8 protein-coding genes and 2 pseudogenes are annotated in these 14,094 nt (G+C 55.6%); 7 read left to right on the forward strand and 3 right to left on the reverse strand.

Translation table 11 applies throughout. The features are described 5' to 3' along the window. Positions 1–68: 68 nt before the first annotated feature. The 7 genes and pseudogenes from DXT96_RS16880 to DXT96_RS16910 all read left to right on the forward strand — a co-directional run bounded on the left by DXT96_RS16880 (position 69) and on the right by DXT96_RS16910 (position 9,515). Positions 69–836: an SDR family NAD(P)-dependent oxidoreductase gene (locus DXT96_RS16880; protein WP_153515647.1), complete on the forward strand. Its 768-nt coding sequence runs from the start codon at positions 69–71 to the stop codon at positions 834–836. Positions 837–845: 9 nt separating this feature from the next. After that, on the forward strand, positions 846–1,196 hold the full coding sequence (locus DXT96_RS16885) for a carboxymuconolactone decarboxylase family protein (protein WP_371418902.1): 351 nt from the start codon (positions 846–848) through the stop codon (positions 1,194–1,196). A 272-nt stretch (positions 1,197–1,468) separates the two neighbouring features. Next, positions 1,469–3,031, forward strand: coding sequence for a Wadjet anti-phage system protein JetA family protein (locus DXT96_RS16890; RefSeq protein ID WP_210251591.1), 1,563 nt, complete (start codon positions 1,469–1,471; stop codon positions 3,029–3,031). Then, on the forward strand, positions 3,021–3,671 hold the full coding sequence (locus tag DXT96_RS16895; protein ID WP_194287662.1) for a DUF4194 domain-containing protein: 651 nt from the start codon (positions 3,021–3,023) through the stop codon (positions 3,669–3,671). Before DXT96_RS16890 ends, DXT96_RS16895 begins: the two co-directional genes overlap by 11 nt. After that, entirely contained in the window at positions 3,668–7,102 is a 3,435-nt protein-coding gene (locus DXT96_RS27420) for an SbcC/MukB-like Walker B domain-containing protein (RefSeq protein ID WP_153515649.1), read from the forward strand. The genes DXT96_RS16895 and DXT96_RS27420 overlap by 4 nt, the downstream gene beginning before the upstream one ends. Then, positions 7,099–8,307, forward strand: a complete 1,209-nt coding sequence (locus DXT96_RS16905; RefSeq protein WP_153515650.1) for a Wadjet anti-phage system protein JetD domain-containing protein — start codon at positions 7,099–7,101, stop codon at positions 8,305–8,307. The genes DXT96_RS27420 and DXT96_RS16905 overlap by 4 nt, the downstream gene beginning before the upstream one ends. A 218-nt stretch (positions 8,308–8,525) precedes the next feature. Continuing rightward, positions 8,526–9,515, forward strand: a pseudogene (locus DXT96_RS16910) (IS3 family transposase). A gap of 17 nt (positions 9,516–9,532) precedes the next feature. Here the strand turns inward: DXT96_RS16910 and DXT96_RS16915 are convergent. The 3 genes and pseudogenes from DXT96_RS16915 to DXT96_RS16925 all read right to left on the reverse strand — a co-directional run. After that, positions 9,533–10,220 (reverse strand): annotated as a pseudogene (locus DXT96_RS16915) (transposase); the annotation flags it as partial. A gap of 141 nt (positions 10,221–10,361) precedes the next feature. After that, positions 10,362–11,828, reverse strand: coding sequence for an HlyD family type I secretion periplasmic adaptor subunit (locus DXT96_RS16920; RefSeq protein ID WP_194287663.1), 1,467 nt, complete (start codon positions 11,826–11,828; stop codon positions 10,362–10,364). Further along, positions 11,825–13,984, reverse strand: a complete 2,160-nt coding sequence (locus tag DXT96_RS16925) for a type I secretion system permease/ATPase (protein WP_153515652.1) — start codon at positions 13,982–13,984, stop codon at positions 11,825–11,827. Before DXT96_RS16925 ends, DXT96_RS16920 begins: the two co-directional genes overlap by 4 nt. Positions 13,985–14,094: the final 110 nt, after the last annotated feature.

The following is a 14,094-nucleotide window of genomic DNA, read 5'->3' on the forward strand; positions in this document are numbered from 1 at the left end:
CATCCGCGAAGTGCAATCCATAAGTAAGTTGTCTATCTAACGTTAGATAGGTAAAAAGGAGACAGAGAATGCGTTTTGAAAACAAGGTTATTGCGATCACCGGTGGTGGCTCTGGCATTGGCAAGGAAGCTGCGGCCCGATTCCTGGCGGAGGGCGCAAAGGTCGCCATCAATGGCCGCGATCTGGCAAAACTGGAGGCTGCCGCGAAGGAGATCGATCCGAGCGGCAAGAACGTCATCGTGTCTGCAGGCGACATCGCAAAGCCGGAGACCGGCGCCGCGCTCATCAATGCTGCGGTTTCGGGGTTCGGTAAGCTCGACGTTCTGGTGAATAATGCGGGCGTCTTCAATCCGAAACCATTTCTCGAACTGACCGAGACGGATTACGACTGGTATCTGGACACGATCCTGAAGGGCAAGTTTTTCACGGCACAGGCTGCCGCGAAGGCGATGCAGGAAAAGGGCGGCGCGATCGTCCAGACCGGTTCCCTATGGGCGATCCAGGCTATCGGTGCGACGCCATCCGCAGCCTATTCCGCAGCCAATGCCGGCGTCCACGCCATGGTTCGCAACCTCGCCATAGAGCTTGCGCCCTATAATATCCGCATCAATGCCGTCGCTCCGGCCGTTGTCGAAACGCCGGTCTACAACACCTTCCTGTCGGACGATCAGGTCAAACAGGTTCTACCGACCTTTAATGCCTTCCATCCGCTCGGTCGCAATGGCCAGCCGCGCGATGTCGCCGAAGCGATCCTTTTCCTGGCGTCCGAACAGGCATCATGGATCACCGGCACGATTCTTCCCGTAGACGGCGGCGTCACCGCCGGCCGCCAGTAGGAGGCTTTCATGAGCAACATGCAGGACTGGAATTCATACCGCGACGCCCTGATCGGTCGCGTCGGCGATTTCGCAAAGCTGAGCCCCGATGTTCTTCGCGGGTTGAACATCATGGAAGCCAGCGGCAACAAGACCGGCAAGATTGAGCCGAAGATGCACGAGATCATTGCTCTGGCGGTTGCGGTCACGACGCGATGTGACGGATGCATCGCCGTTCATGCCAAGAAGGCCATCGAACTGGGTGCCAGCGAAGAAGAAATCGCCGAGGCCCTCGGCGTGGCTATCTCGCTTAATGCCGGCGCTGCGCTGACCTATACGGCTCGCGTGTTTGATGCGATCAAAAGCCTGCCGGGTAAATGATGTAAGTTCGATCAGCGCGGGATTACCCTCGCGCTGATCGCGCATCTAGCTGGATTGTTTCTCGAATTCTCTATTTTTCGACATCCGACGAGGCCGTATTCATGTGTGGTTCGCTGGAGCCAACGCTTGGAATCAGAACTTTCCGACAGCCAGACCCATTGGAGTTTATCTGTCGGCAACTTTAACGAGTTCCATTTATGATTGATTTCGTGACGATCTACCCTTGACGTATTCTTTTTTTTGCCGAAATTTCTCAAGGACAGGGGGACGTCTTGGCAGAAAGCGGTTCTACATCTTCAGTTGAAAAATCTACCACACGGCTGTTTGGGCAGCTCGAGCCGGAGATATTTACACTCTTCGCGGGTGCCAATCGTGTGCTTTATGAACGGGTAGTACTCTCGGTCTATAGGAACCTTTACCGATCGGATTTACTTTTTCCCAGTCAAGCCGAGGTCGTGAATGTCATCTACGATTGCCTCGGTCGAGAGCCCGGCCTGTGGGCGGAGGAAGAAGTTGCTGTTGATCTCGATCGTCTCGTCGTGCGAACGGGTCGGCGAGTGCGACGACGTCGCGTCGAAGGTGTGAACGACGAAGCAACAGGAATTGCCATCAGTCGCAGTCGTCATATTTACAATCGAATGCTCCAGACCGGTTGGCTGGATGAGGCCAGTTACGGACTAAAAACGACCGTGGAAATGCCGTCGGGTGCAATGCGCCTGGCAGAGTTCCTATGCTCGCTTAAGGAAGGTGTTGTGGAGCAACTCGGCGGTCTCGTAATCGAGGTCCGCAACGCCATACGCGCGGTTGAGGAGAAGCCCGCGGAAAATGCACTGGGCTTGAACAAGGCGGCGCGTGATGCGGCGGCTTTCGGACGATATCTTCGCAGCGTGCTTTCGGCACTTAGGGATATCGACCGCCAGGTTCTTTCCTCTGATACGCTCGCCGATCGTCTGCGATATTATTTCGAGGAATTTGTCGAGCAGGTGCTTCTGCGGGACTATACCGCAATTACGACCAATGCTCATCCTTATCGCCATCGCCGTGCGATCTTAACCGCCTTGGAAAGGCTTGAAGATTCCAGCATCGATACGGATGCCATCGCTGATGCCTATCTTGAAGCAAGGTTGGCGCCGAACGCTGCGGCAGCGCGCGATCTGGTCTATGAAGACATATCAAGTATTCGTCACGTGTTTGAACGAATTGAGGAAGCTTTCGAGGCCATTCAGCAGCACCGCACGCGGCTTGAGACGAGGCTGCGCAACGTGGTTCGATATGCTGGCAGGCGCACCAGTTTTCTTCAGCGTAGCGAGCGGCTTATCCAGAAGCTGGATGAGGTGATGTCGTATCCCGGCAGTGAAGTGGAAGTTCGAGGGTCGCTTGAGCAACGGACACCTGTTGTTGCACCAGATCTGCTGGCGAAGCCGCGCGGCGCACGCCCCACCCTGTCGGAGGGCGATATTTCAATAGCTCCGCCCGATCCAATCGCGGAATACCGCCGGCTGTTGGACAAGGAATATCTTGAGCGTCTGATCATCTCACCGGTAAAGGTTAGCCGGTTTCTGGAGCGACAGGTGCCGCCGTATGGAGAGGTGCATGGTGCATCCCTGATCATCGAGACTGCGGACGATTTTCTTGTGTTCGAAGCTTTGCGGCTGCTTGTAGCCAGCGGCCTCGGCACGGATGACAGCTCTGCACTATCGATCGCGATGCGGAACCGCTTCGAGTTCATTCATGACAACACGCGGGACATCTCCAATGATTGGCTGGACTCCCCGGGATTTATCGTCAAACGCCTCGACGGCGGCATTGCATTGGAGATGGGCCATGCTTCATGAGTTCGCCTTGCTGGAAGAGACCAATGCACGGGACTCCCAAAGGGTTACGCAACTGATAGCGCATCTGATGCGCGATCAGTTCGTGCACGTAGAGGATCGCGGCTCTGCCACGCTTCTGGAGACGTTATTTCGTCCGAAATTGAAGGCGTTGATAGAGGCTTACTTCGACGTCGCCGGATATCGTCTGGTGCATCGCGAAACCGAAGGATGGGCGGGAATATTGCCGGATCCGGAGCGGATATCTTTGCCGCGAATGCGTACCGACGAAACCGTAGTGCTGCTGATATTGCGCCGTCTCTGGGAGGAAGCACTGCAGCTCGGGGAGATCGAAGATAAAGGCACAGCACGGACGAGCTTGAACGAAGCTTATGCGGCCTATCAGGAAATTGTCGCTGGTGCACGTCGGGCGAGTTTGTCTCCAAACGCTTTCCGTGAGGTGCTCGAAATGCTGGAGAAGCGCGCGCTGGTCCGATTGGGCGCACTCGACACGGAAATGCAGGACATGGATCTCGATATCCGTGCACTTGTCGCCACAGTGGCTGGAGACGATTTCGTGGCGTCGCTGGAAGCACTTCTGTCCGGCGTTGTCGCTACTCCTCCTGAGGCGAAAGAGCAGATAACCGCGGAGGTCGTATCGTGATAGAACTCAGGCGGATTGTCCTGATCAATTGGCATCTTATGGCGTGCGCCGATCTTGATCTGGCTGGCGATGCCGCGATTCTTGGAAGGAACGCGGCGGGCAAATCGACGATCATCGATCTGATCCAGGCGGTTATGGCCGGTGGTTCGTCACGGTTCTACAAGTTCAATCGATCCGCCGGCGAGGGCGGCCAACGGTCGGAACGTACCCTGACCGGATATTGCCTCGCGCAACTCAACGACGATACGTTTCTTCGACAAGATGCGCGGAGCTATATTGCGCTGGTTTTTGAGGACACGGCCGGGCAACGGCGACCGGTCACGCTTGGATTGGCGATTGAAGCGATGCGTGGGCAGACGGCGGATATCGTAGGCCGTTTCGTTGCGGACGGCGTTCGTCTGGATTCCGGAATGTTGATCGATGAGAACGACGGAGTGCGGCGACCGACGGAATGGCGCGCGATGAAGCGGCGACTGGAACAGACGTGCAATGCGGCTGATGGCCAGCTTCATACACACGATGACGCAAGGACATTTATTCGCGAATATATGCGTGTGCTCTTTACGAACAAGCTGCGCGGTGATCCGGAGCGGTTTATCCGCACGTTCATTGCGGCACTTTCTTTTACGGACATGCCGTCAGTCGAACAGTTCGTCAAAAAACATCTTCTCGAACCAAACCCAATCAAGATAGGGGAGCTGAGGGATTCTATTAAGCGTTATCAGGAAATCAAAAAGACTATCGGTAATCTTGAGGAGCGTCTGGAGGCTCTGCAGGCAATCAGTCTTCAGATCGAGGAATTCATAAAGCTTGTGAACGAAGAAGCGGCCTGCCGCGCCGTCGAGAAGACCGCCTTGCTCCGGGAAGCAATCAGCGCTCTTTTCGGCAACCTTGCGGATAAAAGGCTGAAGCAGGATAAATTGCGTGAGGCGGAGGCCGAACTTAGCCGTGTCGACGAGGAGATTGAGCGGGAAGAGCAGACGCAGAAGGCAATACAGGATCAACTGGCAGCGAGCAGCGCGCAAGCCCAGAGAAACGAGGTCGAGAGATATATCAAAGAGCTTGACCGAGAGAGCGCAACCGTTGTGGATAGGCTTAATCGAAGGCATCTCTTTGCTGCGAGAGCCGTACAACTGCTTACGCTGCGTGACCGGCTGGCAATCATCAATCCCGGCGAGTTGATCAGTGCGTTGGATCAGGTCGAGGAGGCCAGTCGGGGCGTGACGCCACCCGAGTGGCCCCGTGACCCTGCTGGCATGGAAACGATGCTTGAGGCTGTAGCAAAAGCAGCCCGCTCGCGCATGGACAAAGTCACACAGCAGCGCGACGAAGCGATCTATCAGAAACGTATAGTCGAAGGCGACATAAAACGGGACAGCGAACAACTCGACGCCGCGCTGGGGGGACAGGTGCTCCTTGATTCAGCAACAATAAGATTCATGGATGTCCTCCGCCGTGAAGGGATGCGGCCTCGAACGCTCTGTGAGGTCGCGGAGGTTCTCGATGAAAACTGGCGTAGTGCTGCCGAAGCATTGCTCGGCCGCGACCGGGAAACGGTGATCGTCGATCCTGACCATGCTTATCGAGCAACCGAAATTCTCAGGCGCGGAAGAGGTGACTATCCGGGTTGCCGGGTCGCGAATACTCGCAAACTCCAGTCGCGTTCAAACGCGCCCGAGCGCGGAACACTGGCTTCGATCATCCATAGTGACGATTCTTTGGTGATGGCATTCGTGGTTTTCAGGGTTGGAAACGTTCGCCTTGCCTCGAACCAGGACGAACTTCTTTCTGGAGGTCGGGCGGTCATGGCCGATGGGGCATACTATGATGGCCTCGTCACGGAGGTGCGGCGTGCCCAGGGCGTGAAGATCGGGCGCGCTGCCGCGCCACTCATGATCGAAACGCTGCAACAGCGGATTCGTGAATACACCAGCCTGCGGCAAGTCCATTATGACAGAGAGCGCTTTTTTGACGATGTTCTGCGTCGACTCGAACAATGCGCCGAGCCGGTTGATGAAAAGGACAGGCTGGAGGCCATCACATCCACCTATAGTGACCTTGCCGAAAGGCGCGCCGAGGCCCGCCAGCGTCTTGGAAGGATCAGCGCGCAGGTCGATCCGCAGCTTATTGAGGCCGAACAGCGTGTATTGCGCACGATCAAGAGCCTGAAGGACGATCGTGACGGACTCATCACCACACGTGCGTCTGTGACATCAGAACTTCAGCAGATCGCGCAAAAGTTGAAAGGTTCCGATGAGCACCCCGGTTCATGGCTTTGTCTGTCTCACCGCCGTCGCCAATTCAAAAACGAAATTCGTTCGGTATTGCACTTTCAGGCTGTGCGGAAGCGTTATGGTGAGCACGCTTTACGTTCGCCCCGTAAAATTGCAGAAGATATGGCGAACCGCGCCAGTCAGGCAAAGGATGAATATCAGGAACTGCGGGGGAGTATCAGAAACGCATTGGGACGTTATGCCATGGCGTTTCCAGACCCGTTGGAGGGCTACGCTCAGGCCTTGATTGTCGAAACGGTCAAACCCTGGGTTCTGGAAGGCATTGCAACGCTTCAAGGCAACGAGCTTATCCGCTACCGGGAGCAAGCGGATGAAGCGGCAAGCCGCGTCACCCTGCTATTCAAGACCACGTTCATTCATGAGCTGAACAGCCGGTTCGGGCAAATGGAGGTCGAGATGGAGAGGCTTGCGAAAGCGCTCCGGTCGCGTCCATTCAATAACGAAGCCTACAGCCTCAAGGCTTCGATCAAGCAGGAATTTGAGGATATTTATCGTCTCGTGCGTGATAGCGAAACCGACGACAGCGTGCTCGATGCATTGTTTGGGCAGGTGCCGCCTCGAGATGAACGACATGGCAGGGCCATAAGGCAGGTTGAGCAATTGCTGGCGGACGACACCTTCGATTTTACGGTGTTTGAGGAGTATCAGAACTATTTCACCTACGATCTGAAAATATATGATTCTGCAGCCGATCGCACAACGAGTTTCGACCGGCGACGCGGGGTCGCAAGCGGGGCCGAACGACAGGTGCCGTTCTATGTGGTGATTGGCGCAGCACTTTCTGTCACCTATCACGGCGCGCGGCAGTCAGAGGATAATACCGGGATCGGCATGGGGCTTGCCGTGTTTGACGAGGCGTTCAGCAAGATGGACGGGCCGAACCAGCGAACGCTACTGAATTTCTATCGCGATATCGGACTTCAGGTCGTCATCGCCGCGCCGACCGAGAAGCGTGCCGTTGTCTATGAGAATCTGAATTACATCATCGATATATTTCGTAGCGGTGATGTCTCGATGGCGGAATCCATCAAGATAAAAGATCGGGTTCGTCAGGAGATGCGCGCGGCTAATCCGCAATATATAACAAAGGAAGAGCTGGCTATGCGCCTGAATGCGGAGGCCCAGGCTGCAGAATGAGCCGCCGCCGTTTTTCCAATTTGGCATCCTTGATCGACTACCTGCTCGACGGATACGAGAAGAACCCGGATGCGAGCCGTTGGATAGCCGCGATTGATCAGGATAGCTTGACCGTTAATGCGAGTGATGCGTTCGAAGAAGCTCTCGCCCTCCTGGAGAAGGAAGGTGGACTGGAGATTGTTTGGACCGGCCAGAAATGGGAGCGCTCGATAAAGAGTGTGAAACTTCGAAATCCCGAAGTGCTTTATCGACAGACTGAGCGGCGGCCAGCCCAGGAATTTGCGATGGCATCTTTAGCGACACTTCGCGCTCGGCAAGACCTTCCAGGTAAGACTGCATTGCTGATCGATGAAGCCGCCCTCGCTTGGGGCCGCAAATGTTCGTATATGAATATTGCACCGGGGGAGAGTAGAACACTCGATCAAGTCCTGCGTCTTGCCGACGCAATATCTGCACGGCTTACTGAACCCTCCGCAGGTGACGTCGATTTTCGCAGTTTTTCCAGACTTATATCGGGCGATAGTAAAGCGCTCGAAAGCAATCTCACCTCGGTTGCGTCCGCAATCTCGCGGCTTTCTTCATTAAACGAAGTGCAAGCCGCGCTGGATGCGGAGGAGCTTCTCGCCAGCGTCGGGATAAAACGACTTCCCCAACCTGTTCTTATTGGTGGCGCGGTCTCGCTAGATGAGCAGCCGTTTCCGAAAATGCCTTTTGTTGGCGTGCCTGCCGAATGCGCGGGGCGCGTAAACCTTTATAAGAGGCCGGAATATCTGCTTACCATCGAGAATTTTGCCTCCTTTGTTCGGTATGTCCGTGAGATCGGGCAAAGCGAAAATGGACTGGTGATTTATTCAGGCGGGTTCCCGTCGCGGCCCGTGTTGGAGACGATAGTGAGGCTAACGGGGCAGGCTTGCGCACCGGCCTACCATTGGGGAGACATGGATGGGGGCGGTGTGCGCATCTTCCGTTATATCGAGCAACATCTTGCATCGATCGGAGTAAGCTTGCAGCCACACATGATGAATACAGACCTTCTTTGGCAAGTCGGTTCGAAAGCGCAGCGTGCAAATCGCGTTGGTGGCGATATGACGGAGAGCGCAATCGCAGAGCTCGCTTCGCTAATTGAGCAGGCAGGACTCGTGCACGAACAGGAGGAGTTTGATCCACAAAGTCCGCTTGCAGCTTTACGGCGCGCCGAGATGTAATCAATCGCTGCCTTCTCCGTCTTGAGGAATTGTTGTCGGTGACGGGGCTGAAGATTTGAAGGCAGCCTATATCTCTGAATTAACAAGTCTCGGCGTACTCAGGCCCCCGCAACCAATTACTACGATACAATATTCGGCGAGAGCCCAAAGCTGCTGACCTTACCCCGTTGAAATAATCCGTTTTGAAGTAAGCTCTGGCCCATTGAGAGGACCAGAGGATGAAGCGCAACCGTTTCACGGACGAACAGATCATCGGCATTCTAAAGGAGCATGAGGTAGGCACTTTTGTCTCGGAGCTTTGCCGCAAGCACGGCGTCAGCGATGCCATCATGAGATGAGCGAACGGCGGGCGTGTAAAGCCATTGGTTCTTGCCGAATGACGATCCGTTACGATACCGGGCGCGAAGATGATCATGAGCTTCGCGAGCGAATGAAGGCGTTGGCGCATGAACGTCGCCGCTTCGGATATCGACGCATTCATGTTCTGCTCCGGCGGGAGGGTCACCTCGTGAACCACAAGAGGCTCTTCCGGCTCTATCGGGAGGAGAAACTGACGGTGCGCAAGCGTTGCGGTCGCAAACGAGCAATAGGCACGCGAGCGCCGATGCTGGTGCCGACGGCGGCCAATGATCGTTGGTCGCTGGACTTCGTGTCGGATCAGTTCACCGATGGGCGCAGGTTGCGAATTCTGACCGTCGTCGATGATTGCACCAGAGAGTGCCTGGCACTCGTCGCCGATACATCGCTTTCCGGTCTTCGCGTCGCACGAAAGCTTGACCGGATTATACAGGAGCGCGGCAAGCCGAGGATGATCGTTAGTGACAATGGTAGCGAGTTCACCAGCAGCGCGATCCTGCAATGGGCGGACCAAACCAAGGTTGACTGGCATTACATTGCGCCGGGCAAGCCTATCCAGAACGCTTTTATCGAAAGCTTCAACGGGCGGCTGCGAGAAGAGTTCCTGAATGAAACTCTGTTCTCGTCGCTTGCTCACACCCGGTCTGCGCTTTCGAACTGGCGTAGCGATTACAACGATCTACGCCCGCATTCAGGCATTGGCTGGCTGACACCGGCCAAATTCGCTCAGACACTCAAACCGCGACGTGATGCCGTGCTGCGCAACCGAAACGGCTCCGCACCGCAACCCGCCCGCTACCGACCCAAATACAGCAACCAAAAACCGCCGGAGCGAACTCAAAGCTGGATAAAACTTGGGGGTAAGGTCACCTGATATCGATGTGTCTGGGAGTGCCGCCAACCATTCGCGCGTGACATCATCTACCACATTGAGGATGTGGAAGCGTCTGCCGCAGGCGAATTGATAGTGGACGAAATCCAGCGACCAGCGTACATTAAGCCTTTGCTTCGACGAGGATCGGAGCACGCATGCAAACAGCACGCCGCTTGGCTTTCCGCTTGCGTACGCGATGACCTTCTTCGAGATCGACACTGGACGATCCCCATCTCGCCAAAGCAAGATGAATAATCGACGATAGCCAAACCGGCGGCGCTCATTGGCCAGATCGCGCAGCTTCGCTCGCAACTCGACCTCTGGCGATCGAGAGGATCGATAGCGGATCGTTTTTCGGTCTGCGGATATGATCTGGCAGGCCGCCGTTCCGAAAGGCCTATGATGGCCTTCAGGTGCTCGACAGCGTCACGCTGGGCGGCAGGCCCGACCATTTTTTTGAAAGAAGCTCGCGGAATGCGGCGGTATCCAGCATCTGCTCGGCGAGCAGTTTCTTCAGCCTGATGTTTTCGTCCTCAAACGCCTTCAGGCGCTTGGCCTTAGACACCTCCATGCCGCCAGATTTCGCCTTTTGGTTGCAAAATGTCACCTCGGAAATCCCGTGTTTGCGGCAAAGATCAGCCGCTTTCGCTCTGGCCTCCTACTCTTTCAACACCGCAATGATTTGCTCTTCCGTAAATTACTGCTTCTTCACAAGTGGTCCGCAATGGACCGGATCCTAATCCATTTTGGAAAAAAAATCGCAGTGGCAGGTCACTAAGTACAAATAAAATTTCCTTACGAAAGATATATCCACGCCTTGATGTCATCTTTCCCGCAACGCCTCTGAAGCGATCTGCACTACCGGTGACCAGAAATAATCGATAATCCGCCGGCTTCCGGTTTTGATTTCGACGGAAACGGCCATGCCGGGAACAAGCTGGCGGCTTACGCCACCCACCTCTATCCCGGCGGTGTCGGGCACGATCGTCGCCGGATAAACGAGATTTTGAAGCCTCTGGACATTTCCAAAGGGAACGACGCTTCTGAATTGCGGAGCGGCCTGTTCTTCCATGGCCTGCGCATCGGGGTTTGGTATCGCGTCCTGCGCGACCGATTTCACCCGCCCTGTGAGCACTCCATAACGGGTGAAAGGAAATGTCTCCACTTTGATGACAGTGGATTGGTCGGGTTGCACGAAGCCCACATCCTGGTTTGCGAGAAACACCTCGATCTCAAGCGGTAAATTCCTAGGGACGATGCGCATGATTTCCGTTTCGGCGGAAATCACCTGACCGGTGGTCGTGATTGCAGAGGCTTGTATTATACCATCTAAAGGGGCGTGAATGGCGGTAGCGCTTTGCCGCTTTTGCGCCTTCACCAATTCCTGTCGCGTTTCGTCCGCCTGCCGGGCGAGATCGCCAATCTTCTGAACATTCTCGGCGATGAATGTTGAAAGCGTTTTTTTCTTCTCAGTTTCCGCAACGACAAGGCTTGCCTGTGCTTCCAGCAATTGTCCATTGTGAGCGGATAAAGTCGCTTCTTCTTCTCGTAAAGCCTGTGTTGCATCCAGCACGTCGGATTTTCGTCCCGCCGATCGTTCTACCAGACCGGATCGCATCGCCACCCGCTCGTTCAACGTTGCAATCAAATTTTCCTGGGTTCGCACCATGGCTTGCAGGCGCTCTATCGTCGCCGACTGCAATCGCATCTGCGCGACGAGATTGCGCAACGTTTCTTTCAATTGCTGCAGGTTCGCCGTCAAAATCGCCCCCTCACGATGGCGAACCTCCAATGGTGTATCCTCGGCGAATTGCAATGCCATATCGGTGACAATCTCGGGCGTGCCATTCGCGGTATACGTCTTCAGGGCGGTTAGTTCCGATGTGCGGCGCACCTGTTCGGCCATCAGTGCCTGAAGCGTGGTGACCAAACGGGTTTCCTCCGCTTTTACCTCCACATCGTCGAGTTTGACCAGCAAGTCACCTGCCATGACTTCCGCGCCATTTGCGAATGGCGCGGAAATGACACGCCCCGCCAGTGTCGACTGTACAATCTTTACCCTGCCGGATGGCTGCACTTTTCCTTGCGCGGTTGCGACGATGTCGATCCTGCCGAAATAGCTCCAGACGAACGCCGCAACAAAGAGGATGCAGATGAACCAGATGAGAACATACCGAAGGGGCGAGGCGGGCTTCTCGACGATTTCGAGGGCGGCGGGGAGAAAGTCGCTATAATCAGCGCTGACTTTTGTGTTTAACGCCTTTTGAGGGCGTAGCCTGCGACTCCTCATCGGCCTGATCCAGTCTGCAGTTCCCAAAGGTGCCTGTACAGTCCGCCATCCCGGGCAAGCAAATCATCGTGGCTGCCTTCTTCGACAATCCGTCCGTCGGCCATGCCAATGATGCGGTTACACGTGCGGATGGTCGCAAGCCGATGGGCGATGATCAACACCGTTCGGCCCTGAACAATATGACGCATATTGGCGAGGACCAGCCGCTCGCTTTCATAGTCGAGAGCGCTGGTCGCCTCGTCCAGGATTAGGATCGGCGGATTGCTGGACAGCGCCCGGGCGATCGCCAGCCTTTGCCGCTGGCCGCCGGAGAGGTTCGCGCCGCGTTCCTCGATGACTGTGTCATAACCCTTCGGGAGCTTGGCGACAAACTCATCGGCACCCGACAGGCGGGCGAGATTGATGACGGCCGCACGCGACATAGCGGGATTGGTAAGGCTGATATTTTCGTGGATCGTGCGATTGAAAAGCATATTTTCCTGCAGCACGACACCGATATTCGAACGCAGCCATGCGGGGTTGACGTGGGCGATGTCCTGTCCATCGACCATGATCTGGCCGCTTGAAGGCAGGTAAAAACGCTGCAAAAGTTTTGTCAGGGTCGACTTTCCAGACCCGGACGGACCGACAATGCCAATAACATCGCCCGGGCGGACAGAAAGGGAAATATTCTTAAGGATATCGGGACCATCGCTCGCATATCGGAAGTTCACGGTCTTGAATGTGATGGAGCCCTTGGGTGCAGGAAGGCTGACAGGAACCGCCGGTTTCGGTTCCTCCGGCGCATTCAGAATATCCGACAGGCGTTCGACGGAAACCTGCACCTGCTGAAAATCCTGCCAAAGCTGCGATAGGCGCAAAACGGGCTGGAACACCTGACCGGCGATCATGTTGAACGCCACCAGCCCGCCCACCGTCAGCTCATTGTCAATGACGGCCTGCGCGCCAAACAGAAGCAGGGCGGCGGAGGTGATCTTGTTGACATATTGGATGGTCGTCTGGCCCTTTGCGGCCAGCATGGTGGCCGCGAAAGATGATTGCACATAGGCCGCCAGACGCTCTTCCAACTGCGCCGCGACCACCGGCTCGACCGCGGCGGCTTTCAGAGTCTGCATGCCAATAACGGATTCGACGAGCAATTGCTGGCTGAGCGCGCCGCGATCGAATTTTTCATCGATGCGATGTTTCAGGGAAGGCCGGATGACAAATCCGATAAAGACGAAAAACGGGATGGAGGCGACCACGATCCAGGCCAGCACGCTGGAATAGGCAAATAGCACCGCGATGAACACCACCGTAAAAATAAGGTCCAGAACCGAAAAAAGTGCTTGTCCGGTCAAAAAGTCACGGATCGTTTCAAGCTCGCGAACACGCGCGATGGTCTGGCCGGCGGCCCTCGTTTCAAAATAGTTCAGCGGCAAATTCAGGAGATGCCGGACCAGCCGGCGCCCTAACTCGACATCGATCCGGTTGGTCGTGTGGGTCAGCGCGTAGGTTCGCAAATATTGAAGAATGACCTCAAAGAGGCCGATTGCGGCAAGTCCGACGACCAATACCGTCAACGTCGAATAGCTTCGGTGGGCCAGTACCTTGTCGACCACAACCTGAAAAAACAAAGGGGTGATGAGCGCGAAGAACTGCAGGAAAAGCGACGCGATAAAGACGTGGACCAGCGCGCTGCGGTAACGCCACAGGGACGGAAGGAACCAGACGAACCCGAAACGCCGCTGGAATGCTGACGCATCCGAGAAGCCCCTTTGCAGCAGAATGAAGTCTCCTGAGGTGAGAGACAGCAATTCATCGACGCCTATGGACCGGCTCGTAAAGCTCAGCGGATCGACCAGCCGATAGCTATTCTCATCCGTCTTTCCTGCAAAGACCGCAAAGCTGCCGTCAGAGAGGACGGCGATACAGGGCGTCGGAAGAACCCTGCCGGCGGAAAAGCGCTTCTCATTGACAGGCTTCGCCTTGAGGCCGACACGCTTTGCCGCCCTTAAAATATCGTCGCGCGCGGCCGGCGCCGTCAGAGCCAGTTCCCGCGCCAAATCCGCAGGATTACAGGAGACTCTAAAAAACGCCGCGACCGCCGCAAGCGACGCTAGTCCCGCATCGGTGTCCATTGCCGAAGAAGATGAATTCGGTATGCCTGTGTCCATTTGTCAATTCAAATATGGATAAATTTTCTCGGTCGCGCAGAGGCGTGCCTGGAGCAATTCCAGAAAACTATGTCGCGTTAAACGCGGTGAAACAAAGAGGTGCGGCATTC

It is taken from the genome of Agrobacterium sp. ICMP 6402 (assembly GCF_009498615.1).
Lineage (GTDB): Bacteria > Pseudomonadota > Alphaproteobacteria > Rhizobiales > Rhizobiaceae > Agrobacterium > Agrobacterium burrii.